This is a genomic window from Rugamonas aquatica, from assembly GCF_009380215.1.
Classification (GTDB): Bacteria; Pseudomonadota; Gammaproteobacteria; order Burkholderiales; family Burkholderiaceae_D; genus Rugamonas; species Rugamonas aquatica_B.
In genome coordinates, this window is the sequence record NZ_WHUG01000003.1 from 551336 (window position 1) to 578157 (window position 26822).

Annotated in this window: 24 protein-coding genes; 16 read left to right on the forward strand and 8 right to left on the reverse strand. The window is 64.9% G+C overall.

The window, feature by feature from the left end; all coding sequences use genetic code 11:
* Positions 1–1014, forward strand: a complete 1014-nt coding sequence (locus GEV02_RS10510; RefSeq protein WP_152837928.1) for a substrate-binding domain-containing protein — start codon at positions 1–3, stop codon at positions 1012–1014.
* Here the strand turns inward: GEV02_RS10510 and GEV02_RS10515 are convergent.
* The gene (locus GEV02_RS10515) at positions 1011–1403 is read right to left on the reverse strand and encodes a RidA family protein (RefSeq protein WP_152837929.1); all 393 of its coding nucleotides are present in this window, start codon (positions 1401–1403) and stop codon (positions 1011–1013) included. The genes GEV02_RS10510 and GEV02_RS10515 overlap by 4 nt on opposite strands.
* Positions 1404–1472: 69 nt before the next feature.
* On the opposite strand from GEV02_RS10515, the gene soxR reads away from it, so the two are divergent.
* A complete protein-coding gene (gene soxR, locus GEV02_RS10520) occupies positions 1473–1916 on the forward strand; it encodes a redox-sensitive transcriptional activator SoxR (RefSeq protein WP_152837930.1) in 444 nt (147 codons plus the stop codon).
* 79 nt (positions 1917–1995) lie between these two features.
* Positions 1996–2226 carry a hypothetical protein gene (locus tag GEV02_RS10525; RefSeq protein ID WP_152837931.1) on the forward strand — a complete coding sequence of 77 codons (231 nt, stop codon included), beginning with the start codon at positions 1996–1998 and terminating at the stop codon, positions 2224–2226.
* 21 nt (positions 2227–2247) lie between these two features.
* Here GEV02_RS10525 and icmF read toward each other — a convergent pair whose 3' ends face one another.
* The 4 genes from icmF to GEV02_RS10545 all read right to left on the reverse strand — a co-directional run bounded on the left by icmF (position 2248) and on the right by GEV02_RS10545 (position 11344).
* Positions 2248–5538: a fused isobutyryl-CoA mutase/GTPase IcmF gene (icmF, locus tag GEV02_RS10530; RefSeq protein WP_152837932.1), complete on the reverse strand. Its 3291-nt coding sequence runs from the start codon at positions 5536–5538 to the stop codon at positions 2248–2250.
* A 52-nt stretch (positions 5539–5590) separates the two neighbouring features.
* A complete protein-coding gene (locus GEV02_RS10535) occupies positions 5591–9160 on the reverse strand; it encodes an indolepyruvate ferredoxin oxidoreductase family protein (RefSeq protein ID WP_152837933.1) in 3570 nt (1189 codons plus the stop codon).
* A gap of 202 nt (positions 9161–9362) precedes the next feature.
* Positions 9363–10259: an alpha/beta fold hydrolase gene (locus tag GEV02_RS10540; RefSeq protein ID WP_152837934.1), complete on the reverse strand. Its 897-nt coding sequence runs from the start codon at positions 10257–10259 to the stop codon at positions 9363–9365.
* A gap of 29 nt (positions 10260–10288) precedes the next feature.
* Positions 10289–11344: a sugar phosphate isomerase/epimerase family protein gene (locus GEV02_RS10545; protein ID WP_152837935.1), complete on the reverse strand. Its 1056-nt coding sequence runs from the start codon at positions 11342–11344 to the stop codon at positions 10289–10291.
* A gap of 136 nt (positions 11345–11480) precedes the next feature.
* On the opposite strand from GEV02_RS10545, the gene GEV02_RS10550 reads away from it, so the two are divergent.
* A complete protein-coding gene (locus GEV02_RS10550; protein WP_152838081.1) occupies positions 11481–12077 on the forward strand; it encodes a TetR/AcrR family transcriptional regulator in 597 nt (198 codons plus the stop codon).
* A 3-nt stretch (positions 12078–12080) separates the two neighbouring features.
* Here GEV02_RS10550 and GEV02_RS10555 read toward each other — a convergent pair whose 3' ends face one another.
* Positions 12081–13028, reverse strand: coding sequence for a LysR substrate-binding domain-containing protein (locus tag GEV02_RS10555; RefSeq protein WP_152837936.1), 948 nt, complete (start codon positions 13026–13028; stop codon positions 12081–12083).
* A gap of 133 nt (positions 13029–13161) precedes the next feature.
* Here GEV02_RS10555 and GEV02_RS10560 point away from each other — a divergent pair, with 133 nt between their 5' ends.
* Positions 13162–14382, forward strand: coding sequence for an HD-GYP domain-containing protein (locus GEV02_RS10560; RefSeq protein WP_008443832.1), 1221 nt, complete (start codon positions 13162–13164; stop codon positions 14380–14382).
* On the opposite strand, the gene GEV02_RS10565 is transcribed toward GEV02_RS10560, so the two are convergent.
* Positions 14379–15422, reverse strand: coding sequence for a GGDEF domain-containing protein (locus GEV02_RS10565; protein ID WP_008443834.1), 1044 nt, complete (start codon positions 15420–15422; stop codon positions 14379–14381). The genes GEV02_RS10560 and GEV02_RS10565 overlap by 4 nt on opposite strands.
* Positions 15423–15887: 465 nt before the next feature.
* Between GEV02_RS10565 and GEV02_RS10570 the strand changes: the two genes are divergently transcribed.
* The 11 genes from GEV02_RS10570 (at position 15888) to GEV02_RS10620 (ending at position 25957) form a co-directional block, all read left to right on the forward strand.
* Positions 15888–16067, forward strand: a complete 180-nt coding sequence (locus tag GEV02_RS10570; protein WP_152837937.1) for a Flp family type IVb pilin — start codon at positions 15888–15890, stop codon at positions 16065–16067.
* Positions 16068–16123: 56 nt separating this feature from the next.
* Positions 16124–16654, forward strand: coding sequence for an A24 family peptidase (locus GEV02_RS10575; RefSeq protein ID WP_152837938.1), 531 nt, complete (start codon positions 16124–16126; stop codon positions 16652–16654).
* Between the two features lie 99 nt (positions 16655–16753).
* Positions 16754–18124 carry an ATP-binding protein gene (locus GEV02_RS10580; protein ID WP_152837939.1) on the forward strand — a complete coding sequence of 457 codons (1371 nt, stop codon included), beginning with the start codon at positions 16754–16756 and terminating at the stop codon, positions 18122–18124.
* Positions 18121–18963: a Flp pilus assembly protein CpaB gene (gene cpaB / locus GEV02_RS10585; RefSeq protein WP_152837940.1), complete on the forward strand. Its 843-nt coding sequence runs from the start codon at positions 18121–18123 to the stop codon at positions 18961–18963. The genes GEV02_RS10580 and cpaB overlap by 4 nt, the downstream gene beginning before the upstream one ends.
* Before the next feature lie 7 nt (positions 18964–18970).
* The gene (locus tag GEV02_RS10590) at positions 18971–20446 is read left to right on the forward strand and encodes a type II and III secretion system protein family protein (protein WP_152837941.1); all 1476 of its coding nucleotides are present in this window, start codon (positions 18971–18973) and stop codon (positions 20444–20446) included.
* A gap of 13 nt (positions 20447–20459) precedes the next feature.
* Positions 20460–20747 carry a hypothetical protein gene (locus tag GEV02_RS10595; RefSeq protein WP_152837942.1) on the forward strand — a complete coding sequence of 96 codons (288 nt, stop codon included), beginning with the start codon at positions 20460–20462 and terminating at the stop codon, positions 20745–20747.
* A 20-nt stretch (positions 20748–20767) separates the two neighbouring features.
* Complete coding sequence (locus GEV02_RS10600) at positions 20768–21940, forward strand: AAA family ATPase (protein WP_152837943.1); 1173 nt, start codon at positions 20768–20770, stop codon at positions 21938–21940.
* Between the two features lie 10 nt (positions 21941–21950).
* Positions 21951–23297, forward strand: coding sequence for a CpaF family protein (locus GEV02_RS10605; RefSeq protein WP_152837944.1), 1347 nt, complete (start codon positions 21951–21953; stop codon positions 23295–23297).
* Positions 23298–23301: 4 nt separating this feature from the next.
* A complete protein-coding gene (locus GEV02_RS10610) occupies positions 23302–24279 on the forward strand; it encodes a type II secretion system F family protein (protein ID WP_152837945.1) in 978 nt (325 codons plus the stop codon).
* 10 nt (positions 24280–24289) lie between these two features.
* Positions 24290–25225: a type II secretion system F family protein gene (locus tag GEV02_RS10615; RefSeq protein WP_152837946.1), complete on the forward strand. Its 936-nt coding sequence runs from the start codon at positions 24290–24292 to the stop codon at positions 25223–25225.
* A 6-nt stretch (positions 25226–25231) separates the two neighbouring features.
* Positions 25232–25957, forward strand: coding sequence for a LytR C-terminal domain-containing protein (locus GEV02_RS10620; RefSeq protein ID WP_152837947.1), 726 nt, complete (start codon positions 25232–25234; stop codon positions 25955–25957).
* Between the two features lie 82 nt (positions 25958–26039).
* On the opposite strand, the gene GEV02_RS10625 is transcribed toward GEV02_RS10620, so the two are convergent.
* On the reverse strand, positions 26040–26807 hold the full coding sequence (locus tag GEV02_RS10625) for a GIN domain-containing protein (RefSeq protein WP_152837948.1): 768 nt from the start codon (positions 26805–26807) through the stop codon (positions 26040–26042).
* Positions 26808–26822: the final 15 nt, after the last annotated feature.

Genomic DNA, 26822 nt, shown 5'->3' on the forward strand with positions numbered 1-26822 from the left:
ATGAACCTGGAGCGCCTCGCGAATTTACTCGGTATGTCGAAGACCACGGTGAGCCGGGCGTTAAACGGTTATCCCGAGGTGAATGGACGGACCCGTGAGCGCGTGCTGAAGGCGGCCAAGGAGAATGGCTATCAGGCCAATCCGATGGCGCGTTCGCTGGCGCTGGGGCGCACCAATGTGTTCGGGATCATCTATCCGCTGCTGCCGGCGGACTTGGGCGATCCGATGTTCCTTGATGTGGTGGCCGGCATGTCGGCCGCGCTGGAGCAGGTCAGCAAGAACCTCATCATCGCGCCGGTGTCGCCGGCGGCGGAGCAGCCGTCGTATCAGCAGATCGTGCGCGGACGGCGGGTCGACGGGCTGGTGGTCAGCCGCACGCTGGTGCGTGACGAGCGTATCGCGTTTCTGAGCAAATCAAAATTCCCCTTTGTCGCGCATGGCCGCACCGAGCTTGATGCGCCGTATGCGTGGTTCGACTACGATAATGCGGCTGGCATCCGCATGGCGATGGAGCGCTTGCTGGGATTGGGGCATCAGCGCGTGGGCCTGGTGAGCGCGCCGCTGGAATTGAACTTCGCCCGCCAGCGCAAGGATGCGTTTGTGGCGGCGATGGCGGCGGCAGGGTTGAAAGTCGATACGCGCTACCTGATCGACAATACGCTGGACCGGCGCAGCGGCTACCAGGCGATGCAGCAGTTGCTGGCGTGTTCACCGCGTCCGACGGCGGTCATCGTCGACAATCATTTGTCGGGTGTCGGCGCGGTGCGCGCGTTGCTTGATGCGGGTATCGACATCGGCAAGGAGATCTCGGTGATCGTCTGGGGCAGCATGGCGGACACACTGGCCGGCATCGACGTCACCACGATAGACCAACCCGACGCCCACAAAGCCGGCGCCCGCATGGTCGAGATGCTGCTCGCGCTGGTGGACGGCAAACCGGCCGGTGAGCTGCAGGAGCTATGGCAACCGGTGCTACTGGCGGGATCGACTATTGGACCTGCTCAACTGGCTTAGATAACGACGGTGGCTTCGATTTCGAACAGCATGCCGTCCAACGCCAGGCGAGGTACGGGGATCAGCGTGCAGGCTGGCGCGGGCAGGTCGCCCCATGCGGCGCGCAGTGCGCTGCTGAAGATGCCCAGCCTTTCTTCGCTGTGATCGACGATCAGTGCCGTGACCTTGGCGACGTCGCTCAAGCGCGCATTGGTGGCGGCTAGGGCGGTTTGCAGATTGCTCAGCGCCTGCCGCACTTGCTCCTCAAAACTTTCCGACAGCACGCCGCTGGCATCCTCGCCGCCCTGGCCGGCAATGTAGATGATGCGCGCGGGTGCCTCGGCGACGACGACGTGGCTGTAGCCATTGGGGCGTGGGTCGTATAGACCGGGTGGGTTGATGAATTTCATGGTGTCCTTCAGGCAGTGAATGTGCGGACACTATAAAATCTCAACTTAACTTGAGGTCAAGGATTTTATATGGCATCCCCTCCGAAAGAACTCGGTGTCGGCGAATTGGCCGAGCGCGCAGGCGTGGCGGTATCGGCGCTGCATTTTTACGAAGCCAAGGGATTGATACATTCGGTGCGCTCCAGCGGCAACCAGCGGCGCTATGCGCGCTCGGTGCTGCGGCGGCTGGCCGTCATCAAGGTGGCGCAGCGCGTCGGCCTGCCGCTGGCGGCCATCGCGCAGGCGCTCGATGCGCTGCCGTCGGGACGCACGCCCACCGTCGCCGACTGGCGCCGTTTATCCGCCTCTTGGAAGCAGGAGCTGGAAGAACGCATCCAGACGCTGACGCAACTGCGCGATCAACTCGACGGCTGCATCGGCTGCGGATGCCTGTCGCTGAAGGCCTGCCCGCTGCGCAACGCGCAGGACACGCTGGCGCAGGAGGGCGCCGGCCCGCATTTCGAGTCCCGTTGAATGCCTGTCGCTTAATGGCTTGTTCTAGTCCGGTTCTGCGGCTATATTGAATTGGGATCAAACCGTTAGGGAGAGCACCATGGCAAACCCGCACGACAATCTGACGCTGCAGATGCTGGACTGGCTGCAGCAGCGGCCGCATTCGTATTCGGAGGTGATGGAAGTATGGCGCAGCTCCTGTCCCAGGCTGGCCATATGGGAGGACGCTTGCGCCGATGGCTTGATCGCGAGCGAAGAGGGTGCCTCCGGCCGGATCCTCGTTTCCGAAAAGGGCCGGAGGTTGTTGCAGTCAGCCGGCGGGAGGCATTGATCCGCCTCCCGCTTTGCCAGCTTACATATTGCGGCGGTACTGGCCGCCTACTTCGAACAGCGCTGTCGTGATCTGGCCCAGCGAGCAGACGCGCACCGCGTCCATCAGCTTTTCAAACACGTTGGCGTTGTCGATGGCCGCTTGCTGCAATGCCGCCAGCGCTGCCGGTGCGGCATCCGCGTTACGGGCGTGGAAGTCCTCCAGGCGCGTGAGCTGCGATTGCTTCTCGTCGTCGGTGGAACGCGCCAGCTCGATGACCTGCGGCGCTTCGGTGCCGGCCTTCGGATTGCGGAAGGTGTTGACGCCGATGATGGGCAGCGTGCCGTCGTGCTTCTGGTGCTCGTACAGCATCGACTCTTCCTGGATCTTGCCGCGCTGGTAGCCGGTTTCCATCGCGCCCAGCACGCCGCCGCGTTCGGCGATGCGTTCGAACTCCTGCAGCACCGCTTCTTCCACCAGGTCGGTCAGCTCTTCCATGATGAACGAGCCCTGGTTCGGATTCTCGTTCTTGGCCAGGCCCCATTCGCGATTGATGATCAGCTGGATCGCCAGCGCGCGGCGTACCGATTCGTCGGTCGGCGTGGTGATCGCTTCGTCGTAGGCGTTGGTGTGCAGCGAGTTGCAGTTGTCGTAGATCGCGATCAGCGCCTGCAGCGTGGTGCGGATGTCGTTGAAGTCGATCTCCTGCGCGTGCAGCGAACGGCCCGAGGTCTGCACGTGGTACTTCAACTTCTGCGAACGGTCGTTGGCGCCGTACTTGTCGCGCATCGCCACCGCCCACAGGCGGCGCGCCACGCGGCCCAGCACCGTGTATTCCGGGTCCATGCCGTTGGAGAAGAAGAACGACAGATTCGGCGCGAAGTCGTCGATGTGCATGCCGCGCGCCAGGTAGGCTTCCACAAACGTGAAGCCGTTCGACAGCGTGAACGCCAGCTGCGAGATCGGGTTCGCGCCAGCTTCGGCGATGTGGTAGCCGGAGATCGACACCGAGTAGAAGTTGCGCACCTGGTGGTGGACGAAGTACTCCTGGATGTCGCCCATCACCTTCAGCGAGAACTCGGTCGAGAAGATGCAGGTGTTCTGGCCCTGGTCTTCCTTCAGGATGTCTGCCTGCACGGTGCCGCGCACGTTTTGCAGTACCCAGTCCTTGATCTTGGCCGCTTCGTCGGCGCTAGGCTGACGCTTGTTCTCTTCAACGAATTTCGCAACCTGCTGGTCGATGGCAGTGTTCATGAACATCGCCAGGATGGTCGGCGCCGGGCCGTTGATGGTCATCGATACCGAGGTGCTTGGGCTGCACAGGTTGAAGCCGTCGTACAGCACCTTCATGTCGTCCAGCGTGGCGATCGATACGCCGGAGTTGCCGACCTTGCCGTAGATGTCCGGACGCAGCGCCGGATCGGCGCCGTACAGGGTGACGGAATCGAACGCGGTCGACAAACGCTTGGCGTCCATGCCGGTGGAGACCAGCTTGAAGCGGCGGTTGGTGCGGAAGGCGTCGCCTTCGCCGGCGAACATGCGGGTCGGGTCTTCGCCTTCGCGCTTGAAGGCGAACACGCCGGCCGTGAACGGGAAGGAGCCCGGAACGTTTTCCAGCATCAGGAAGCGCAGCACTTCGCCGTGGTCTTCATAACGCGGCAGCGCCACCTTGCGGATCTTGGTGCCGGACAGCGTGTGCTGGATCAGGCGGGTGCGGATTTCCTTGTCGCGGATCTTGACGACGTAATCGTCGCCGGCATACGCGGCCTGCATGTCCGGCCACTGGGCCAGCAGCTTCTTGGCGCCGCCGTCCATTTCCGCATCGCGTTCGGCGATCAAATCGTCGAAGTCGGCGGTCTTGTGGGCGATGGCCAGCATGCGCTTCGATTCGGTCAGCTGCTGGCGTTCGCGCGCCAGCGTGACCTGCTTGCGCGTGAAGCGGTGGTAGCCGCGCACGGTGTCGGCGATCTCCGCCAAGTAGCGCGCGCGCGCCGGCGGCACGATCACGTTCTTACCGCTGGAGAAGCGCACATCCACCGGCGCCAGCTTGCCCGGCTTGGCCTTCAGGCCGAACTGCACCAGCTTCGGCACCAGGCCCTGGTACAGCGAGGTGACGCCGTCGTCGTTGAAGCGCGATGCCTGGGTGCCGTAGACCGGCATTTCTTCCGGGCGCTTGCTCCACAGCTCGCGGTTGCGCTGGTACTGCTTGGCGACGTCGCGCAGCGCGTCCTGCGAACCCTTGCGGTCGAATTTGTTGATGGCGATGAAGTCGGCGAAATCGAGCATGTCGATTTTTTCCAGCTGCGAGGCGGCGCCGAATTCCGGCGTCATCACGTACATCGAAACGTCGACGTGCGGCACGATGGCGGCGTCGCCCTGGCCGATGCCGGAGGTTTCGACGATCACCAGGTCGAAGCCCGCCACCTTGCAGGCGGCGATAACGTCCGGCAGCGCCTGCGAGATTTCGGAGCCTGCTTCACGCGTGGCCAGCGAGCGCATGAAGACGCGCGCCTGGCCGTTCCACGGATTGATCGCGTTCATGCGGATACGGTCGCCCAGCAGCGCGCCACCGGATTTGCGGCGCGACGGGTCGATCGAGATGATGGCGATGTTGACGGCGTCGCCCTGGTCGAGTCGGATGCGGCGTATCAGTTCATCGGTCAGCGAGGATTTGCCCGCGCCGCCGGTGCCGGTGATGCCCAGCGTCGGCACGGCCAGGCCTTCGGCGGCGGCCAGCAGTTCGGTGCGCAGGGCAGGGGAGGCCTTGTCGTTTTCCAGCGCGGTGATCAGCTGGGCCAGCGGGCGGTGGCGCGCGGCGATGTCGCCGTCCTTCAACGGCGCCAGCGTGGTCGGCGAGTAGTTGGACAGGTCGATGTCGCACTGCTGCACCATCCACTGGATCATGCCGACGAGGCCCATGCGCTGGCCGTCTTCCGGGCTGAAGATCTTGGTGACGCCGTAGGCATGCAGGTCGGCGATTTCGTCGGGGACGATGACGCCGCCGCCGCCGCCGAATACCTTGATGTGCGAACCGCCGCGCTGGCGCAGCAGGTCGATCATGTACTTGAAGTATTCGACGTGGCCGCCCTGGTAGCTGGAGATGGCGATGCCTTGCACGTCCTCGGCCAGCGCCGCAGTGACGACTTCGTCGACCGAACGGTTGTGGCCCAGGTGGACCACTTCCACGCCGTTCGATTGCAGAATGCGGCGCATGATGTTGATCGAGGCGTCATGGCCGTCGAACAGCGAGGCGGCCGTGACGAAACGGACTTTGTTGTTCAGGCGCGGCTGCTCGGGTACGGCGGCGATTTTTGGTGCGGATAGGTCGTTCATTTGTGTCCCTTGTATTCTTGTGTCGATCTGCGTCGTGGTTCCATTATAGGACTCAAGCCGCGCGCTGCTGGGCGAATTGCGCCAGCAGGCGTGCCTTCTCGGTGCGGAAGGTGGCGACAGCCTTTTCCTTCACGTGGCCGAAACCGCGCACTTTCTCCGGCAGGCCGGCCAGTTCCACGGCGGTGGCGTGGTTTTCCGGCGTCAGCTTGTCCATCAGCGCAGTCACCAGCTCGCGGTACTCGACGATCAGGGCGCGTTCCATCTTGCGCTCTTCGGTGTAGCCGAAGATGTCGAAGGCGCCGCCGCGCAGGCCTTTGAACTTCGCCAGCAGCTTGAAGGCGCTCCACATCCACGAACCGAATTCCGCCTTGACCAGATGGCCCTTGGCGTCCTTCTTGGCGAACATCGGCGGGGCCAGGTTGAACTTGACCGAGAAGTCGCCTTCGAACTGCTGCTTGAGCTGTTCGACGAAACGGCCGTCGGTGTACAGGCGCGCCACTTCGTATTCGTCCTTGTAGGCCATCAGCTTGAAGGCGTACTTGGCGACGGCGGTGGACAGCTTGTTGCCCAGGCCCAGAGCGGTTTCTTTGGCGCGCACCTGTGACACCAGCTGCTCGTAGCTCGCAGCGTAGGCGGCGTTCTGGTAGGCGGTCAGGAACTCGACGCGCTTGCCGATGACGTTCTCCAGGCTTTGCGGCATCTGCATGACGATGGCTTGCGTAGGCGTAGCCACGCGCTCGACGCGCTTCAGGTCCACGGCGGCGCGGCGGCCCCACAGGAAGCTTTTCTTGTTGGAGGCGATGCCGACGCCGTTCAGTTCAATTGCGCGCAGCAGCGATTCTTCCTTCAGCGGGATGCGGCCCTTCTGCCATGCGTAACCGAGCATGAACAGGTTGGCGGCGATGGAGTCCCCCATCAGCGCGGTGGCGAGCTTGGTGGCGTCGATGAAATCGGCCGCGCCGGCGCCGACCGATTCTTCGATCAGCGCGCGCACTTCTGCCACCGGATACTGCCAGTCGGCGTTCTGCGCGAAGGTGCCTGGCGGCTGCTCGTGCAGGTTGACGATGGCCAGCGTGCGGCCCGGGCGCATCTTCGACACCGCGTCGGCGGCGCCGGCGGTCAGCATGTCGCAGCCCAGGATCACGTCCGCTTCGCCGGTGGCGATGCGTTGCGCGCGCAGGTGGGCCGGGGTCTTCGCGACTTTGACGTGCGAAGTCACCGAACCGTTTTTCTGCGACATGCCGGTCATGTCCAGCACCGACGCGCCTTTGCCTTCCAGGTGCGCGGCCATGCCCATCAGCGCGCCGACGGTAATCACGCCGGTGCCGCCGATGCCGTTGATCAGGATGTTGTACGGTTGCTCGCACGATGGCAGCGCCGGTTCAGGCAGGGCGCCGAAACCGTCGTCGGCGTTGTCCTTGGTGACGCCGGTCTTGGTCTTCTTCAGCGATCCGCCTTCGACGGTGACGAAGCTCGGGCAGAAGCCCTTCACGCACGAGTAGTCCTTGTTGCAGGACGACTGGTCGATGGTGCGCTTGCGGCCGAACTCCGTTTCCTTCGGCAGGATGGAGGTGCAGTTCGATTGGATACCGCAGTCGCCGCAGCCTTCGCAGACGGCTTCGTTGATGACCATGCGCTTGGCCGGGTCGGGGAACTCGCCTTTTTTCCGGCGGCGGCGCTTCTCGGCCGCGCAGGTCTGGTCGTAGATGATGACCGATACGCCTTCGAGCTCGCGCAGTTCGCGCTGCACCGCGTCCATGTCCTTGCGGTCGTGCAGGCTGACGATGGATGGCAGGGCGCTGCGGTCGGTGTAGCGGTTCAGGTCTTCAGTCACCAGCGCGATGCGTTTGACGCCTTCGGCCGCCATCTGTTGCGCGATCATCGGCACCGAGGTGATGCCGTCGACCGGCTGGCCGCCCGTCATCGCAACGGCGTCGTTGTAGAGGATCTTGTAGGTCATGTTGACCTTGGCCGCCACCGCTGCGCGGATCGCCAGGTAGCCGGAGTGGAAGTAGGTGCCGTCGCCCAGGTTCTGGAACACGTGCGGGATCTTGGAGAACGCGGCCTGGCCTATCCACGGCGCGCCTTCGCCGCCCATGTGCGTGGTCAGCTTGTTGAACTCCGGGTAGATCGACGTCGCCATCACGTGGCAGCCGATGCCGGCCAGCGCCAGGCTGCCTTCAGGGACTTTGGTCGAGGTGTTGTGCGGGCATCCGGAGCAGTAGAACGCTGGACGGAACGGGGTGTTGATGGCTTTCTTCAGCACCGCGTCTTTGGCGTCGAGGAAGGTCAGGCGGGCCTTGATATGGTCGCAGGTGACAGGGTCCGAGATCAGGCGCTTGACGCGCGAGGCGATCACGCGCGCCACTTGCGAGACCGAGAAGTCGGCCTTGGAAGTCAGTAGCCATTCGCCGCGTGGGGCGACCCATTCGCCTTTTTCATCGAACTTGCCGATCACGCGAGGGCGCACGTCGTCGCGCCAGTTGTATAGCTGTTCCTTCAGCTGGTACTCGACGATCTGGCGTTTTTCTTCGACCACCAGGATCTCGTCCAGGCCTTGCGCGAATTCGCGCACGCTGTCCGGTTCCAGCGGCCATGGCATTGCGACCTTGAACAGGCGCAGGCCGACGTCGGCCGCCATCTTCTCGTCGATGCCCAGTTCTTCCAGCGCTTCCAGCACGTCCAGGTAGGACTTGCCGGAGGCGATGATGCCCAGCTTGGCGTTCGGGCTGGTGATGGTGGTGTGATTGAGTTTGTTCTCGCGCGCGTAGGCCAGCGCGGCGTAGATTTTGTAGTCCTGCATCAGCGCTTCCTGATTGCGCGCCTGCTGGCCCAGCGGGATGCTGGACAGGCGTGCATTCAGGCCGCCTTCCGGCATGACGAAGTCCTGTGGGATCTTGACTTCGACGCGGAACGGATCGGCGTCGATGGAGGCCGACGATTCGACCGTGTCGGCCAGCGCCTTGAAGGCCACCGTGCAGCCGGAGAAGCGCGACATGGCCCAGCCGTGGATGCCCAGGTCCAGGTATTCCTGCACATTGCATGGATACAGGACGGGGATCATCGAGGCCGAGAACAGGTGGTCCGACTGGTGCGGCAGCGTCGACGAGTAGGCGCCGTGGTCGTCACCGGCCACCAGCAGCACGCCGCCGTGCTTCGAAGTGCCGGCGTGGTTCATGTGTTTGAAGACGTCGCCGCAGCGGTCCACGCCCGGGCCCTTGCCGTACCACATGGCGAACACGCCGTCGTACTTGGCTTCGCCGATCAGGTCCACCTGCTGCGAACCCCAGACAGCGGTCGCGGCCAGATCCTCGTTCACGCCCGGCACGAACTGCACGTGATGCGCTTCCAGGTGCGGCTTGGCTTTCCACAGGTTCTCGTCGAGGCCACCCAGCGGCGAGCCGCGGTAGCCGGAGATGAAGCCGGCGGTGTTCAGGCCGGCGGCCTGGTCGCGCACGCGCTGCATCATCGGCAGGCGCACCAACGCCTGGATGCCGGACAGGAAAATGTCGCCCTTGGTCGCGGTGTATTTGTCGTCGAGGCTCACGGTGGTGAGGCGGGATGTGGCGGCGGCTGCATCTCTTGCGGATGCTGCTGCGCCGTTTGCCGTGGTATCGGGCATGGCGGTGTCTCCGGTGTTGTGTCGGTTCGCGCCCAAGCTTGGAGGCGCCGGGTAGGCGCGCCAGGATCAGGCCATGGGCCGCATGGTTAGCGGCGTTGCAGGTATTTTAGGCTTAAAAAACCCGCTTTGTAGCAGAGTATGGGCGCGAGTTGACGTATACGGAAATACCGAATGCCGATGGGGGTATAAGAAAAAGTGATGGCTACACTGGGCTGCCCTCCAGGAAGGGCAGCAGGTGCGCCAGGAAGTCGTCCGGATTCTCCTCCATCACGAAGTGGCCGGAGTCGGCGACCATCGCGCCGCGCAGATCGAGGGCGCGGCCCTGCATGGTGAGCAGCGGCGCGTCCTTGGTGGCGTGCTCGGCGCCGATGGTCAGCACCGGCATGGTCAGCGGCGATGCGGCGCGCAGCAGGTTCTGGCGGATTGTCTCGGGAATCGCGCGGTAGTAGGCGAAGCCGGCGCGCAGCGCGCCCGGTGTGGCGTAGGCCTCGGTGTAGACATCGGCGGCGACGCGGTCGCGGCGGTACGACCATTTGTCCAGCATGAAGCCGATGTACTCGCGCTCCTTGCCGGCGGTGAGCGCCTCGGGCAGGTCGTGCACCTGGTTGAACATGAAGTGCCACAGGAAGATATTGTCCTCCTGCGGAACGAAGATGGGCGGCGCCGGCGCCAGGCCGGGGATCACAGCCTCGGTCAGCGCCAGCTTGCCGATCGCGCCGGGAAAATCGCTGGCCATCGCGTAGCCTATCCACATGCCGATGTCGTGGCCGACCACGTCGTAGTGGGCGTGGCCGAGCTGCTTCATGGCCTGGTGCAGGATGCTGGCGACGGTGCCGGTGTCGTAGCCGCCGACGGGGCGGTCGGAGTGGCCGGTGCCGGGCGGATCGACGGCGATGGCCAGATAGCCTTGCGTGGCCAGCGCGCTCATGACGTGGCGCCAGGCGTACCAGGTTTGCGGCCAGCCGGGTATCAGCAGCACCGGGCGGCCGGCGCCGGCGCTGACGCAGTGGATGCGGTTGCCGTCGACGCGCACGTAGTCGTGCGAGAAGCCGGTTTCGGGATGGTCTTGTTTGTCTTGTACGGCGAGTGATGCGTGCATGGTGTTCCTTGTGTGGTCGGGTGACGGCATCAGGCGATGCCGAGCAGCTGCTTCATTTGCTGCGGGTTGACCGGCGCGCCGGCGAAGTCGTCGAAGATCTTGTCGGTGACGGGGATGATGTGGGCGTTGATGAAGTCCACGCCCTCCCTGGCGCCGACTTCCTGGTGCTTCAGGCAGCACTCCCATTCCAGCGTGGCCCAGCCGGCGTAGTCGTACTGGGTCAGCTTGGAGAAGATGGCCTTGAAGTCGACCTGGCCGTCGCCCAGCGAGCGGAAGCGCCCGGCGCGGTTTTCCCACGACTGGTAGCCGCCGTAGATGCCTTGCCGTCCGCTCGGATTGAACTCGGCGTCCTTGACGTGGAACATGCGGATGCGTTCCTTGTAGATGTCGATGAAGTCGAGGTAGTTCAGCTGTTGCAGCACGAAGTGGCTGGGGTCATACAGCATGTTGCAGCGCTGGTGCTGGCCGACGCGGTCGTAGAACATCTCGAAGCTGACGCCGTCGTGCAGATCCTCGCTGGGATGGATTTCGTAGCACAGGTTGACGCCCTGTTCGTCGCAGGCGTTCAGCACCGGCAGCCAGCGCTTGGCCAGTTCGTCGAAGGCGGTTTCGATCAGGCCGGCCGGACGCTGCGGGAAGGGGAACAGATACGGCCAGGCGAAGGAGCCTGAAAAGGTGCCCATCTCCGTCAGGCCCAGGCGGCGCGAGGCCTTGGCCGACATCAGCAGGCGTTCGATGGCCCAGGCGGTGCGCGCCTGCGGCTTGCCGTGCAGTTCGGCCGGCGCGAAGCTGTCGCACATGGCGTCGTAGGCGGGATGGACTGCCACCAGCTGGCCGAAGATGTGGGTGGTCAGTTCGCTCAGCACCAGGCCGTGGCCGGCCAGCATGCCGGTGATGTCGTCGCAGTAGGCCTGGCTTTCGGCGGCGGTGGCGACGTCGAACAGGCGCTGGTCCCAGGCGGGCAGCTGCAGGGCCTTGAAGCCGGTGTCGCTGGCCCAGGCGGCGATCGATGGCAGGTCGTTGAAGGGGGCTGCCTCGTCGCTGAATTGGGCGAGGTGCAGGCTTGGTCCTTTGATGGTTCGCATTTTTATCGGCTCCTATTGTTTGTCGATCGACAAAGAATAGGGTAAATTTGTCGGGCGGTCAAGCCGGTATTTGTTCGCCGGGTGGCTGGAGCGAGCGGCTATACTGGCCGTCCTGGTGATTTTGCTGAGGTAAATGATGGCTGGTAGGCCAAGAGAATTCGACCGCGAACTGGCGCTGCACAAGGCCCGGGACGCTTTTTGGGAGCGCGGCTACGAGGGTGTCGCCATGTCCGATCTGGTGGCTGCGCTGGGTATCGCATCGGCGCGTATTTACGCCGCCTTCGGTTCGAAGGAGGAGCTGTTCCGCGAGGCGGTGGCGCTCTACGTGGAAGGCGAGGGCGGCTTCGCCACGCGCGCGCTGGCGCAGGAGGAGACGGCCCGCGCAGCCATCGAACGCATGCTGCGCGAAGCGGTACAGCTGTACACCCGCAGCGGCCGGCCGCATGGCTGCATGGTGGTGTCGGCGGCGGCCAACGGCGGCATCCAGAGCGACGCCGTCATCGCCTGGCTGGGAGAGTTCCGCAGCGCCCGCACCAAGTCGATCGTCGACCGTCTGCGCCTGGCCCTGAAGGCCGGCGAGTTGAAGACCGGGACCGATGTGGTGGCGTTGGGCGATGTCTACGCCACGCTGCTGCATGGCCTGTCGGTGCAGGCGCGCGACGGCGTCGGCAAGGCGCGGCTGCTGGCGATGATCGCGCCGGCGATGGCGGCGCTGGAGCTGGCCAGCCGCTAGGCGTCAGGCGCTTGCACCGCCGGAAATGGCGGTGGCGCCCGGCCAGGTGTCGCCGGCGCACAGCTGCGCGCTGACCTGCTGCACCAGCCGGCTGACCGCCGCCGCCGCGTTGGTCAGCGGGATATTCTTGGACGCGCACAACACCACCGTGCGCGAAATCGACGGGCTGTGGATGCGGTGCGAGCGCATGGCGCCGCGCTCCAGCTCGTCCAGCACCGGCGCCGACGGCAGGATGGTCGCGCCCATGTCGGCCAGGATGGCGGACTTGAGGATGGCGATGGAATTGATCTCGATCACCTGGTCCAAGGTCAGGCCGGCCTGGCGCGCCACGCTTTCGATGCGCGGCCGCACGCCGTGCTGCAGGCCGGGCAGGATCAGCGTGGTTTTCAGCGTCTGCGCCAGGGTGAGGGCCTGCTCGCCTTGCGCATACGTGGCGTCGGCGCGACAGATGAAGCGCAGTTCCTCTTCCACCAGCGGCGTGGTGGCGAACTGGGCCAGTTGGCCGTCGTCGAACAGCACGGCCAGGTTGACGCGGCCGGATTTGAGCTGGTCGCTCAGGTTGCCGGTCAGCTCTTCGGTCAGTTGCAGCGTGATTTCCGGGTATTGCGCGCGCGCCGCTGTCAGCAGCGGCAGCGCCAGCGCGCCGGAGATGCTGTGCGGCAGCCCCAGCGTGACGCTACCGCTGGGGCGTTCGGCCGATTGCGCCACAGCCGAACGGGCGTCGGCCACCTGCTTGAGGATGGCTTGCGCGTGTTCATAGAAAATCTTGCCGGCGTCCGTGCTCAGCACACCCTGGGCGGAGCGATGCAATAACTGCACGCCCAGCTCCTCTTCCAGCTGGCGCAACTGTTGCGTCAGTGCCGGTTGCGCAACATGCAGCACCAGGGCAGCGCGTGACAGCGAACCGTGGTCTACTATGGCTACAAAATACCGGAGTTGGCGTAATTCCATGGATGCTGGGGCGTTGTATTAACCTGGACAAACAAATGGTAGCACTTGTAAAACTAATCCTGACAGGAAACTATTTGTTATACTGGAATCAGCCCGTTCCGCTGCTTCCAGCCTCTTTAAAGTGGGTACCAGTATGCTAAAGAAAGTCGACTCTTCACAGCTTAAAGTGGGCATGTACATCCATGACTTGAGCTGCGACTGGATGACCCATCCGTTCGTTCGCAACCGTTTCCTGCTCACCAGCGAAGATGAAATCCGCAAGATTATCAACGCCGGCATCCACGATGTTGTCATAGACAACGCCAAAGGGATGGACGTGCAGGACGCGCCGACGTTGGACGAGGCGCAGGCTGCCACCGAACGCGAAATCGTCGAAATCGTCGCCAAGGCGCCGGTCATCACCCGCGTGTCGCTGGGCGAGGAGATGCAGCGCGCGGTGCAGATCCGCCATCAGGCCTCGACGCTGGTGCGTACGGTGATGCAGGATGCGCGCCTGGGCAAGGCCATCGAACTCGACCAGGTACAGCCGGTGGTGCAGAATATCACCGAATCGATTTTGCGCAATCCTGGGGCGCTGGTTGGCCTGCTGCGCATCAAGAACAAGGACGATTACACCTTTTTGCACTCAGTTAGCGTATGTACGCTGCTGGTGGCGTTCTGCCGCTCGCGCGGCATCGACGCCGAAACGACCCACCAGGCCGGCCTCGGCGGGCTGTTGCACGACACCGGCAAGGCGCTGGTGCCGGACGCCATCCTCAACAAGCCCGGCCCGCTGACGGACGAGGAATTCGCCATCATCAAGCGCCATCCGCAGGATGGCTACAACATCCTGCTGCAATCGCCGGAAGTAGGGCCGATTCCGCTCGACATCACGCTGCACCACCACGAGCGGCGCGACGGCAGCGGCTATCCGAACAAGCAGGCCAACGATGAAATCAGCGAATTGGCGCAGATGGCGGCGATTGTCGACGTGTACGACGCCATTACGGCCGACCGCTGTTATCACAAGGGTATGCCGGCGGCGGCGGCGCTGCGCAAGATTTACGAGTGGAGCAAGTTCCACTTCAATCCGAAATTCGCCCAGGAATTCATGCGTTGCGTGGGGATCTACCCGGTCGGAACCATGGTCATGCTGGAATCGGGACGGCTGGGTGTGGTGATTGAGCCACACGAGACCAACTTGCTGGCGCCGAAAGTGAATGTCTTCTTCAACACCAAGCAAAATCTCTACATCAAGCCGGAAACCATCGATTTGTCGCGCGGACTGGGCTTTGGCGGCGGCGACAAGATCGTCGGCCACGAGTCGCCCAGCAAGTGGAATGTCGACCCGATGCGCTTCCTGACGCTGGCCTAGAAGAATTCGGCGGTATCGTTGGATTCGATGGCGTGCAGCAGGCCGCCATCGACCAGTTCGTCGTAGTGGCAGGCCAGGTTGCGGCCGTGGCTTTTCGCGTAGTACAGCGCCTGATCGGCGTGTCCCAGGATAATCACCGGCGCCTCCAGCGCGCTGATGCTGACAAAGCCCACACTCACCGTCACCTTGCCCACCTGCGGGAAATCGTGGGAAGCCACATTCGTCCGGAAGCGGTCGATGATTTTCTTGGCGTTGTCCAGGGTGGTCGAACGCAGCAGCACGACGAATTCCTCGCCGCCGAAACGGAACACGCGGTCTTGCGCGCGGAACGAGGAGGTCAGCAGGTTGGCGATCAGTATCAATACCTCATCGCCGTATAAATGGCCGAAACGGTCGTTAACATGCTTGAAATGGTCCACATCGACCACGGCCAGCCATTGTTTTTCTTCATCGTGGTGGCTGCGGCGCTCCGGTTCGCCCGGCAGCGTGATCGCATCCTGCTCGGTGCTGGCGGCCAGCATCTTGGCCAGCTGGTCGTCGAAGGTCTTGCGGTTGAGCAGGCCGGTCAGCGAGTCGCGTTCGCTGTAGTCCAGCAAGTTCTGGAAGTTGCGGTAGACGCTGACGATGCCGCCGATGACGTGGATGGTGTCGCTGGTGTAGGGCGTCGGGTTGACGATTTCCAGGCAGGTGTCGGCCTTGTCGCCCAGCCAGATCGGCAGCCACAGCGTGTGCTCGCCCGCCTCGTTGGCGACATCGGCGCCCGATTCGTGGTTGGCGATGCACTGGGCCAGGGCCGGGATGTTTTCGATCGGTTCGCCGGGATTGTGCAGGTCCGAGGTGTCGACCATGCGCGCCGCTTCGCCGGCGCAGATGATGGCGCGCGGTCGGACGAAAATTTTCCCCCTGACTGTCGCCAGCGTCAGCACGCGGGCCTGACTGGCGCGGGCAAGCTCCTGCACCGCCGAGATCACTGAGATGTCGAGCATCGTGTGATCGCGGTGGCCGGTCATGTCCACCATGTGTTTCAGTAGGGAATCCATTTTCTTCTCTGGAAAATAATCACACAACCTTGCGTCGAGCCACGTTTTGTTCACGCCTATCAAGCCAATATCTTTGATAGTCAGGCGCACAGTGAAGCTGCAACACGGGGCCTTTCCAAAGAACAGCTAAGCAGGATAATAGCTTTTTGCAATCAAGGCAATTCATGTGTGCGAAAAAAAACATTCCTTGCAACTTATGCGACCTTTTTCCGACAGCCGGACCATCCCGTTCCAGCTTAATGATCAGGAAACTGATGCAGTTTGACATAAGCCAGCCGCGATGTCTGTCCCGCACGAACATTTTCATCATACCCCTAAAATAATGCCGCACGGAAAACTTGCGTCGCGTCAACTCTCAGAAAACTCCGATCCGTATAGTTGGTCCTAATGGTGAAGCGAAGGCGATCCGGGCAGTCCGCCAAGCCGCGCCAGGGGTAGTTGTTCAACTTAATCCGGGAGTAAATCATGAACGCACTGATTGCAGCAGCAAAGGTGTTTGCGCACGACGAAGAGGGGATCACCGCCATTGAATATGGCTTGATCGCGGCAACGATGGTGGTGGCGGTCGGTACGGCCTTCGCCTTGTTGGGGCCGGCGCTGAGGACCGCTTTCACCACGATCGCGACCGCCATCACCACCCCGTAAGCACCAGGCTTTCCAGCCGCAGTCGGGCTGGAAAGCCTTTTGTTGGAGAGACCGTCATGCTGAATGCGATCGAACTGATATTGATCTGCCTGGTGGCGCAAGCGGCCGTGACTGACCTGGCCCTGCGCAAGATTCCGAATGTACTGATCCTCAGCGGCCTGTTGCTGGCGCTGATGTTGCACGTGCTGGGCGGACAGCACTGGGCGCCCTTGACGTACTGGCTGGCCGGCAGCTTGGCCGGCTTTTTTTTATTCTTGCCGCTGTATTTATTGCGCGGCATGGCCGCCGGCGACGTCAAGCTGATGGCCATGGTCGGCGCTTTCGTCGGCCCGCTGGCGGCGCTGCAGGTAGCCGCGCTGACCACGCTGATCGGTGGCGTGATGGCCTTGCTGATGCTGCTGTGGAGCGGCCGCTGGCGCGATGGCTGGCGCAACCTGTCCACGATCTGCCAGCCGCTGCTGTGGCGCTGCTTCGGCATACCGTTGCAAGCGGTGCCGCTGGAGCCCGGCACCAGCGTCGGCGGCATCCCCTACGGCCTGGCGATCGCGCTGGCAACGATGGCGGTTGTCGCGCTGGCGCATCGCTGACCTGCCGCTTGCCGCGCCTTTGCTGCGCGTCAATGTCCACAAAGTGCGGGCCGATAGACTTGATTCCTCAACGTAACTTATTCAACGCTGGAGAACGCCATGCTCGCAGTCGAATCGCCTTCCTCCGCCCATGATGCCGGCCTCGCCGGCGAGCTGCCGGCGCAGCCGAAATCGGTGCGCGACACCGGCTTGTCGCAGCAGCTGATCGTCGAGCTGATCGCCAAGGCCATCTTTGTCAACGGCAAAAGTCATCTGCCGGTGCTGACCACACGGCTGCACCTGTCGATCAATGTGCTGCGCGAGGTGCTGGAGCTCATGCTGGCCGAACACGTGGTCGAAGTGGCCTGGCGCGGCGAGTCGGACATCGACGTGCAGTACCAGCTGACGGCGGCGGGCCGCCTGCGCGCCAGCGCCTGGATGGACCGCTGCCCCTACGTCGGCCCGGCGCCGGTCACGCTGGAAGCCTACCGCGCCGTGGTCGAACGCCAGGCCGCCCAGGTGCCGCAGCTGTGCGCCGATGAACTGGCGGCCGAATTCGCCGACGACTTCCTCAGCGCCGCCGTGCAGCGCATGCTGGGCGCGGCCATGTACGCGGGCCGCACGGTGCTGCTGCATGGGCCGTCCGGCAGCGGCAAGTCGGTGCTGGCGCGCCGCCTGGGGAGCCTGCAGCAGGGCGTGATCGCGGTGCCGCATGCGCTGGTGGTGGGGCAGGAGATCGTCCAGGTCTACGACGCGCTGCTGCATCGCGCGCCCACGCCGCAGCACCTGCGCGCATTGCGGCCGGCGCAGGAACGCCGCAGCAGCGATCCGCGCTGGGTGCTGTGCCAGCGGCCCGTGGTGGCGCTCGACGCCGATCTCAGCGCCGACATGCTGGAGCTGCAGCCGGACAGCCATAGCGGCAGCTACCGCTCGCCGCCGCAGCTGAAGGCCAACAACGGCTTGCTGATCGTCGATGACCTGGGCCGGCAGCGCATGCCCGCCGCCGATCTGCTGAACCGCTTCTCGCAGGCGCGCGAACTGGAACGCAGCCAGCTGGCGCTGGCCGGCGGCTACCACTTCAGCGTGCCGTGCCACATGCAGCTGGTGTTCGCCACCAGCCTGTCGCCGGAGACGCTGCTCGACGCATCGGCGCTGCGCCGCATCGGCTACAAGATCCCGGTCGGCCCGCTGGACGGCGCCAGCTACCGCACCTTGTTTCGCCAGCAGTGCGTGACGATGGGCGTGGTGTTCGATGACGCGGCGCTGCGCCATCTGATCGATGTGCTGCATGCGGGTAGCGGCCTGCCGCTGCTGGCGTGCTACCCGCGCGCGATCATCGGCCGCATCAACGATTTCGCCGGCTTCCTGGGCGAGCCTGCGCGCCTCAGCGTGGCGGCGCTGGAGCAGGCCTGGATCAGCATGTTCGCCACCTGCGAACCTGCGGCGGCGGCCGGCGATGCGATCGATCAGCTGCAACGGCGCATAGCATGAACAACAAGCGCGCACTGCTGATGATGGCGCTGGCTGTCGTGCTGGGACTGGTGGCCGTGGGCCTGGCCTCGCGCTGGCTGCTGCGCCAGTCGCCGGCGTCGGCCAACAAGATCGTCGTCGCCGCCACCGATGTGAACCTGGGCCAGCGCCTGACGCCGGAGATGCTGATGACGATAGACTGGCCGGCCGAAAGCCTGCCGCACGGCGCCATTCGCGACGGCTCGCGGCTGGTCGGGCGCGTGCTGAAAACCAGCGTACTGCGCAACGAGCCGCTGAGCGAAGCCAAGCTGGCGCCGGCCGGCACGCTGGGCGGCTTGTCGGCGTTGATCTCGGAAGGCAAGCGGGCCATCACGGTGCGCGTGAACGATGTGGTGGGGGTGGCTGGTTTTGCGCTGCCGGGGAACTTCGTCGACATCATCGTCAACACGCAGGCCGCAGCTTCCGGCAACGACAACGCGATCTCCAAGATCGTGCTGGAACGGATACTGGTGCTGGCCGTGGCGCAGGAAGTGGGACGCGACGAGACCAAGCCGCGCGTGGTCAACGCCGTCACGCTGGAGGTGACGCCGGCGCAGGCCGAGAACATCGACCTGGCGCGCAGCGTCGGCAGCTTGTCGCTGGTGCTGCGCAACCAGGTCGATCCACGTCCCGGCGTGACGGATGGTGCGACCAAATTCAGCCTGCTCGGCATCGCCAGGGCGGCCGCGCCTGTCCCCGCTCCGGCCCCAACGCCAGCCGTTGCGGACAAGCCGCGCGCACAGCTGGCGCAGTCGGCGCTGCGCAGCCGTTCCTGTGTCGGCGTGATCGCCGGTGTGCAGCGCACGCAGGAATGCCTGTGAGCGCGCCATGAGGACGCTACGATACGTGCTGCTGTTGATCGTGGTGGCCAGCCAGGCGCAGGCCGTCGGCGGCGTCCCGGCCAGCGGTGCAGGTGCGGCCGCCGCCGCGCCGGAAGCGCCGCAGCCGCAGGCGAGCCGCGATGCCGTGGGCCTGCGCTGCGCCGGCCAGGCGGCGACGCCGGGCAACCTGACGCTCGCGCTGGGCAAGTCGACGCTGATGCGTATGCCAGAGGCGGTGCAGGCGCGCAGCGTCGGCAATCCGGCCGTGCTGCAGGCGATGCTGGTGGCACAGGATACGCTGTATGTGGTGGGCGTCGACATCGGCAGCAGCAATATGATCGTGCAGGGCCGCAGCGGCATGTGCAATGTGATCGAGGTGGTGGTCGGCGTCGATCCGGCCGCGCTGCAGAACGCGCTGGCCGCGTTGATGCCGGCGCAAAAAGACATACAGGTCAGCGCCGCCGGCGACACGCTGGTCATCAGCGGCACCGTCGACGATGCGCAAACGGCGGCGCGCGTGCTGGACCTGGCGGCCGCGTTCGTGCGGCGCCCGGCGCAGGCGCTGGAGGCGGCCAAGGGCGACAAGGGCGCCGCCGCATCGCCGGCTGCATCGGCGCCGTCCGCCGCCGGCGCAGGCGCGACGCGCATCGTCAACCTGCTCAACGTCGGCGCACCGCAGCAGGTGATGCTGGAAGTGAAAATCGCCGAGGTCTCCAAGACGCTGCTGGACAAACTGGAGAGCGGCCTGGCGCTGAGCTTCGGCGGCGGCAGCTGGACCACGGCGCTGGCGTCGGATTTCGTGTCCGGCACATTGAAAGGATTGCTCGGCATCGGCAAGACCGGCGGCAACCACGCCGGCATCTCCGCCGAAAAGCAGGATGGCCTGGTGCGCATCCTGGCCGAACCGACGGTGATGGCGATCAGCGGCCAGGAAGGCAGTTTTCTGGCAGGCGGAAAAATCTTCATTCCGGTCGCGCAGGACAACAACAAGATCACGCTGGCGGAAAAGGAGTTCGGCGTCGGCCTGCGCTTCACGCCCACGGTGCTGGCGGGCGGCCGCATCAACCTGCGCGTGGCGCCGGAAGTATCGGAGCTGTCGCGCGAGGGCATCGGCATCTCGGCCGCGGGCTTCTCCGGCGGCGCCATCCTGCCGCTGATTACCACGCGCCGCGCCTCCACCACGGTTGAACTGTTCGATGGCCAAAGCTTCGCCATCGGTGGCCTGATCCGCAACACCCAGACCACCAACATCCACGGCCTGCCGGTGCTGGGCGAACTGCCGGTGCTGGGGGCGCTGTTCCGCAGCACCGACTTCCAGCAGGACCGCACCGAGCTGCTGTTCGTGGTGACGCCGCATCTGGTCAAGCCGCTGCCGGCGAACTACAAGCTGCCGACCGACGATGTCACGACGCCGAGCCGCGCGCAGCTGTTCCTCGAAGGCCGCATGGAAGGGCCGCCGGCCCAGAGCACCGATCACAAATAACCGGGATACGACGATGCGATACCTACTTAGCCTGCCGATGGCATGCACGCTGGCCGCGTGCGCCCTGACTACCCCGTCCATCACGCCCACCACGCCGCAGTGGGACCGCAACTTCGGCGCCGCCGCCCGCGCCACGCTGGCGCTGCAGGTCATGCATGCGGACGCGGGCCGCAACGGCGATCCGGTCGCCGGCATGGATGGCCGCGCCGCGCACGCCGCCTACGAGCGGTATCAAAAGGCCGGCAGCGATCCGGCGCCGCAGCCGTCCGCATTCACCATTGGCGTCAGCGGCGCCAAGTAGCTGTGTCACGAGGAGCGATCATGAAAGCACTGATGATCAGCAGGGACAGCCTGCTGCACGCCGAAGTCGCCGCACAAGGTTCCGCGCGCATGCCGCCGATGCAGCTGGTGGCGTCGCGCAATGGCCTGCGCGATGGGGTCGAACGCCAGCTGCCGGAGATGCCGGACCTGGTGATCGTCGACGCCAGCGACGCCGCGCCGGACGAAACCGAACTGCTCGAACGCCTGGGCAAGCTGTATTCGTCGTCGTCCTTCATGCTGTTGACGCGCGAGCCGCAGCAGGACTTGCTGATCCGGGCCATGCGCGCCGGCATGCGCGAGGTGCTGCAACTGCCGCTGGCGCACAGCGCCTTCCACGAGGCGATGAGCCGCATCGAAGTGGCGACGGGCGTCAGCCAGACGCGCGACGGCAAGGTGCTGGCCTTCATCTCCTGCAAGGGCGGCAGCGGCGCGACGTTCCTGTCGACGAACTTCGGCTACGCGCTGGCCGCGCTGGCCGACAAGAAGGTGCTGCTGATCGACCTGCACGGCCAGTTCGGCGACGCCACGCTGTACGTATCGGACCAGAAGCCGGCGATGACGCTGTCCGACATCTGCGCGCAGATCAGCCGCATGGACGGCTCCTTCCTCGATTCCTGCCTGGTGCACGTGGCCTCCAACTTCGGCGTGCTGGCGGCGGCCGACGATCCCAATCACGCGGTCGACATGAAGCCCGAGCATATGGACGCCATCCTGCGCGTGGCGCGCCAGCACTACGACTTCATCGTGCTCGATGTCGGCCGCCAGATCGACGCCATCTCGCTGCGCGCGCTGGACCAGGCGGACACCATCCATCCGGTGCTGCAGCTGGCGCTGCCGGACATCCGCGACGGCCGCCGCCTGCTGGACATCTTCCGCTCGCTGGGCTACCCGAGCGAGCGCACGCGCCTGATCGTCAACCGCTACGAAAAGGGCGGCAAGCTGCGGCTGATGGACCTGGAGCAGGCGCTGGGCGCGGACGTGGTGCACACGGTGCCCAACGATTATCTGTCGGCCACGGATTCGGTCAACCAGGGCATACCGGTGCTGCAGCTGTCGCGCAGCAGCGCGGTGGCGCGCAGCCTGGCCGAACTGGTGGAGCTGGTGACGGCGCGCCGGGTCTCCGAAAGCAAAGGCCTGTTCGACCGCCTGTTCGGCCGCCACGACAACGATTGAGGAGGATGACATGAGCTTACGCGAACGGCTGGCGAGCGCCGACGACAACCGCCAGGGCATCAACGGGCCGCCGGGCCTGGCCGCTGCGGCCTATCTGGAGCTGAAGAAGAGCATGCACCAGACGATACTCGACCGCATCGATCTGGAGCGCCTGAAGCGCTTGACGCCGGAGCAGTTCAAGCACGAGCTGGCGCTGCTGGTCCAGCGCATCATCGAGGAAGAGCGCATCGTGCTCAATCAGCACGAGCGGCATAGCCTGGTGCTCGACATCCAGCACGAGATGCTGGGCTTCGGGCCGCTGGAACCGCTGCTGGCCGACCCCGGCGTGTCCGACATCCTGGTCAACACCTGCGCCAGGGTCTACGTCGAACGCGCTGGCCGGCTGGAGCTGACCGATGTGACCTTCAACGACAACGCCCACCTGATGAAGATCATCGAGAAGATCGTCTCGCGCGTGGGCCGCCGCGTGGACGAGTCGTCGCCGATGGTCGATGCGCGGCTGCCGGATGGCTCGCGTGTGAACGCCATCATTCCGCCGCTGGCGATCGATGGCCCCATCCTGTCGATACGGCGCTTCTCCGTCAATCCGCTGACGGTGCAGAACCTGCTCGACTACCGCAGCCTGACGCCGCCGATGATGGAGGTGCTGAAGGCGCTGGGCCAGGCCAAGGTCAACATCCTGATCTCCGGCGGCACCGGCAGCGGCAAGACTACCATGCTGAACGTGCTGTCCGGCTTCATTCCGGCGGCGGAGCGCATCGTCACCATCGAGGATGCGGCGGAGCTGCAAATGCGCCAGCCGCATGTGGTGCGGCTGGAGACGCGGCCGCCCAACATCGAGGGCAAGGGCGAGGTCAATCAGCGTTCGCTGGTGCGCAATGCGCTGCGCATGCGGCCCGACCGCATCATCCTCGGCGAGGTGCGCGGGCCGGAGGCGCTCGACATGCTGCAGGCGATGAACACCGGCCATGAAGGATCGCTGGCCACCATCCACTCGAACACGCCGCGCGATGCCTTGTCGCGGCTGGAGAACATGGTCGGCATGACCGGCTTGAACCTGACGCCGCGCGCCACGCGGCAGCAGATCTGTTCCGCCATCACGGTGGTGATGCAGGTGTCGCGGCTGACCGATGGCACGCGCAAGCTGGTCAGCCTGCAGGAGATCACCGGCATGGAGGGCGACGTGATCGCCATGCACGAGATATTCCGCTACGAGCAGAAAGGCGTGGACGCGAACGGCAAGGTGCAGGGCAGCTTCTCCGCCACCGGCGTGCGGCCGCGCTTCGCCGACCGCCTGCGCATGTTCGGCGTGCCGGTGGCGGATTCGGTGTTCGATCCCGACAAGATCTACGAGTAGCGATATGGACACGCTCTTCACGGCCTTCGCGGTGCTGCTGTTCGCCGCAGTGATCCTGATGATCGAAGGCGCCTGGCTGTGGTGGTCGAGCGCCCACGGCGGCGGTGCGCGGCGCATCGCCAAGCGCCTGCGCTTGATGGCGGCGCGCGGTGAGCGCGGCGGCGAACGGATCGACATCCTCAAGCAGCGCAGCTACAGCCGCAATCCGGCGCTGGAGCGTATCCTGCGCCGGGTCGATCGCCTGGCCCTGCTGGACCAGCTGCTGCTGCAGGCGGGCGTGCAGTGGTCGGTGTCGCAGTTCCTCTGCTGCACGCTGGCGATGCTGGCGTGCGGCCTGCTGGTCCTGTCGCTGCTGTCGATGCCCGCGATGGCGGCCACCGGACTGCTGGCGTTTTCGTTGTCGCTGCCCTGGCTGGTGTTGATGCGTGCGCGCCGCGCGCGCCTGCTCAAGCTGGAGGTGCAGTTGCCGGAGGCGGCGGACTTTCTCGGCAGGGCGCTGCGCGCGGGCCACTCCTTCGCCAACGTCATGCAGATGGTGGGCGAGGAGATGCCGGAGCCGATCGCCGGCGAATTCAAGTTCGCCTACGAGGAGATCAACTACGGCGTGCCGATGAACGAAGCCTTGCACAACCTGGCGATGCGCGTGCCGCTGACCGATCTGCGCTACCTGGTGATCGCGGTGCTGATCCAGCGCGAATCGGGCGGCAACCTGGCGGAAGTCCTCGGCAATATCAGCCGTCTGATACGCGCCCGTTTGCGCTTGCTGGCACAGGTGCGCGTGATGTCGGCCGAGGGCAGGATGTCGGCCTGGATATTGGGCCTGCTGCCGCTGGGCGTGCTGGCGATGATGGCGCTGGTCAATCGCGCCTACATTAGCGTGCTGTGGACCGATCCGGTGGGCATACGGTTGACGTGGTACGCCTGCGTGATGGCCTGCGGCGGTGTGCTGTGGATGCGCAGGCTGATACGCATACGGGTTTGAGGAGCGCGTCATGGACATCCGGCAGATTATCTTCCTCGTGATTGTCTTCGCGGTGGTGGTGTGCATTGCGCTGGTGGCGCTGCTGAGTTTTTCGTCGGTGCCGATACGCGAGCGGCTCGGTGATTTTATCGGCACGCCGGAATCCTCGTCGGCGGCCGACGGCGGCTGGGTGGAGAAGGTGGCGCAGGCGGCGCAGCCGTTCTCCCGCCTGTCGCTGCCGGAGGAGGGCTGGGAACGTTCGCCGCTGCGCACCCGTTTCATGAACGCCGGCTGGCGCCGCGCATCGGCGCCGTCGCTGTACTTCGCCGCCAAGACGGTGCTGGCGCTGGGATTGCCGGCCGTGGTGGCGCTGCTGGGCGCCACTGCGCTGCAGGGCGCGCTGAACAAAATCTATCTGCATCTGCTGCTGGTGACGGCGGCCATCGGCTACTACCTGCCGAACGCCGTGCTGTCGCACAAGGCGTCCGGCCGCAGCCGCGAGATTTTCGAAAACTTCCCCGATGCGCTGGATCTGCTGACCGTCTGCGTTGAGGCGGGCCTGAGCCTGGAGCGCGCGCTGGCCAAAGTGGCGGGCGAAATCCACATCAAGAGCGTGGCGCTGGCGCAGGAGCTGCAGCTGGTGCTGATGGAAATGCGCGCCGGCTTCAGCAAGGAGAAGGCCTTGCGCAACCTGGCCTTGCGCAGCGGTGTCGAGGATGTCGATACGCTGGTGGCGATGCTGATCCAGTCGGAGCGCTTCGGCACCAGCATGGGCGAGTCCTTGCGGGTGCACTCAGATAATCTGCGCAGCAAACGCAGCGTGATCGCCGAGGAGGCCGCGGCCAAGATCGCGTTGAAGCTGCTGTTCCCGCTGATCTTCTGCATCTTCCCGACGCTGATGCTGGTGCTGATGGGACCAGCGGGCATCCAGATTTACCGGATGCTGCCGGCCATGCTGGGCCAATAGGAGACGATGATGAGATATGTACTGGTCGCCGCATGCAGCGGCGCGATGCTGATGGCGTGCAGCGGCATCGCGCCCGCGCCCGCACCCACATCCGAGCCGGAGCCTGACACGCGGAGTGCCGCCCTGACGGCGCTGGAGCGGGCCTGTTTGCAGGCGCCGACCGAGGCGTCGAGCTGGGAGCAGCTGGGCGCTGCGCTGGAGGCCGGCGGAGAACGCGAGCGGGCGGCGGTCATGTTCAGGCAGGCGGCCACGCTGCGCGCGCATGACGTGCAGCGCGACTACGCGCTGTTGAAGGAAGGCGCGGCGCAGGCCAGGGCCGTCCTCGATGCATCGATGCCGCGCACGGAAGTGCGGCAGATCGGCGCGGCATTGGTGGAGGTGCTGCGCGTCGGCGCTGGCGCAGGTGTCGGCACCGTTGCCGATGCCGCCGCCGCACCCGCGCCGTCGGGTGTCCGGCTGGAGATCAGCAACGGCAACGGCATCACCGGCGCCGCCGCGCGGCTGGCGCGCACGCTGAACGCGGAGGGCATCAAGGCCACGCGCCTGACCAACGTCCGGCCTTTCGTGGTGCCGCTCAGCCGCATCGAGTATCAGCGCGACCAGCAGCTGCTGGCCCAAACGCTGGCGCAGCGACTGGGCTTGCCGCTACAGGCGCAGAGCGGAAAACCGGCCTACGCCGACATGCGCATCGTGCTGGGGCACGACGTGGTGCAGGCCCGTTATTTGAAGTAAAAAAAAACCGTCCGGGAGGGGGTGACCCTCGTGGACGGTAAAAACACACCCATGTGTTTCCTGCTGCGGACTACCGCATTCCTTACTGCCAGCTGATGCTGCCCATGCCGCGGGTGCTGGCGTTACGACTGGCCGGGTTGCCGTACACCTTGGCCGAACCCATGCCCGATAATTTCATGTTCGCGCTGTTCTTCGCGTACACCGACGCGCTGCCCAGGCCTGTCATGTCGACGTCCACCGCATCGGCGCGCAGCGCCTGTGCATCGAGTCCGCCCACGCCGCCGAGGGTGGCGTGCAGTTGCCTGGTCTGGCCCGTCATTTCGATATGGCCGGCGCCGTGCAGATTCAGATCGACGTTGTCGCTGTTGCCGGTGTTGACGGTCATGCTGCCGACGCCGCCCAACTTCACGTCGACGTTGCGATACTGGGCATTGACTTTCACCGAACCCGCGCCGTCCAGTCTCAGTTGCAGCTTGTCGCCGCTGAAGCCGGCGACTTCGGTCGAGCCGACGCCGCCCGACACCACCTGCTGCAGATTCGGCAGCGTCAGCTCCGCGCGCAGCGACTGCTTGTTGCCGAAGCTGAAGCTGCGGATCTTGCTTGTGCCGATGTGCAGCGTATCGCCCGTCTGCTCCACCGTCACTTTTTTCAGCGCGTCAGCCTCTCCGTATAGAGTCAGCGACGCGACTGGTCCTTGCTTGACCTTGAGGCTGATGACGCCATCAAGGTCGATGTTGACGGCACGCGCATCGACGCTGCGGTTCTCGCTGATCACATCGGCCGCCAGCGCGGCGCTGGCGCCGCTGCTCAGTACCGTGGCCAGCATTGCAGCCTGCAGATATTTTTTCATGATGCGCTCCGTCGT

Excerpts from the sequence above, each read along its gene's own strand:
- GEV02_RS10525 (WP_152837931.1), top strand. The coding sequence starts at position 1,996 with ATGGCAAACCCGCACGACAATCTGACGCTGCAGATGCTGGACTGGCTG.
- GEV02_RS10540 (WP_152837934.1), bottom strand. The coding sequence starts at position 10,259 with ATGCACGCATCACTCGCCGTACAAGACAAACAAGACCATCCCGAAACC.
- GEV02_RS10565 (WP_008443834.1), bottom strand. The coding sequence starts at position 15,422 with ATGGATTCCCTACTGAAACACATGGTGGACATGACCGGCCACCGCGAT.
- GEV02_RS10575 (WP_152837938.1), top strand. The coding sequence starts at position 16,124 with ATGCTGAATGCGATCGAACTGATATTGATCTGCCTGGTGGCGCAAGCG.
- GEV02_RS10590 (WP_152837941.1), top strand. The coding sequence starts at position 18,971 with ATGAGGACGCTACGATACGTGCTGCTGTTGATCGTGGTGGCCAGCCAG.
- GEV02_RS10535 (WP_152837933.1), bottom strand. The coding sequence starts at position 9,160 with ATGCCCGATACCACGGCAAACGGCGCAGCAGCATCCGCAAGAGATGCA.
- GEV02_RS10545 (WP_152837935.1), bottom strand. The coding sequence starts at position 11,344 with ATGCGAACCATCAAAGGACCAAGCCTGCACCTCGCCCAATTCAGCGAC.
- GEV02_RS10580 (WP_152837939.1), top strand. The coding sequence starts at position 16,754 with ATGCTCGCAGTCGAATCGCCTTCCTCCGCCCATGATGCCGGCCTCGCC.
- GEV02_RS10605 (WP_152837944.1), top strand. The coding sequence starts at position 21,951 with ATGAGCTTACGCGAACGGCTGGCGAGCGCCGACGACAACCGCCAGGGC.
- GEV02_RS10615 (WP_152837946.1), top strand. The coding sequence starts at position 24,290 with ATGGACATCCGGCAGATTATCTTCCTCGTGATTGTCTTCGCGGTGGTG.
- GEV02_RS10610 (WP_152837945.1), top strand. The coding sequence starts at position 23,302 with ATGGACACGCTCTTCACGGCCTTCGCGGTGCTGCTGTTCGCCGCAGTG.
- GEV02_RS10570 (WP_152837937.1), top strand. The coding sequence starts at position 15,888 with ATGAACGCACTGATTGCAGCAGCAAAGGTGTTTGCGCACGACGAAGAG.
- GEV02_RS10625 (WP_152837948.1), bottom strand. The coding sequence starts at position 26,807 with ATGAAAAAATATCTGCAGGCTGCAATGCTGGCCACGGTACTGAGCAGC.
- GEV02_RS10555 (WP_152837936.1), bottom strand. The coding sequence starts at position 13,028 with ATGGAATTACGCCAACTCCGGTATTTTGTAGCCATAGTAGACCACGGT.
- GEV02_RS10560 (WP_008443832.1), top strand. The coding sequence starts at position 13,162 with ATGCTAAAGAAAGTCGACTCTTCACAGCTTAAAGTGGGCATGTACATC.
- GEV02_RS10600 (WP_152837943.1), top strand. The coding sequence starts at position 20,768 with ATGAAAGCACTGATGATCAGCAGGGACAGCCTGCTGCACGCCGAAGTC.
- GEV02_RS10620 (WP_152837947.1), top strand. The coding sequence starts at position 25,232 with ATGATGAGATATGTACTGGTCGCCGCATGCAGCGGCGCGATGCTGATG.
- GEV02_RS10515 (WP_152837929.1), bottom strand. The coding sequence starts at position 1,403 with ATGAAATTCATCAACCCACCCGGTCTATACGACCCACGCCCCAATGGC.
- cpaB (WP_152837940.1), top strand. The coding sequence starts at position 18,121 with ATGAACAACAAGCGCGCACTGCTGATGATGGCGCTGGCTGTCGTGCTG.
- soxR (WP_152837930.1), top strand. The coding sequence starts at position 1,473 with ATGGCATCCCCTCCGAAAGAACTCGGTGTCGGCGAATTGGCCGAGCGC.
- GEV02_RS10595 (WP_152837942.1), top strand. The coding sequence starts at position 20,460 with ATGCGATACCTACTTAGCCTGCCGATGGCATGCACGCTGGCCGCGTGC.
- GEV02_RS10550 (WP_152838081.1), top strand. The coding sequence starts at position 11,481 with ATGGCTGGTAGGCCAAGAGAATTCGACCGCGAACTGGCGCTGCACAAG.
- GEV02_RS10510 (WP_152837928.1), top strand. The coding sequence starts at position 1 with ATGAACCTGGAGCGCCTCGCGAATTTACTCGGTATGTCGAAGACCACG.
- icmF (WP_152837932.1), bottom strand. The coding sequence starts at position 5,538 with ATGAACGACCTATCCGCACCAAAAATCGCCGCCGTACCCGAGCAGCCG.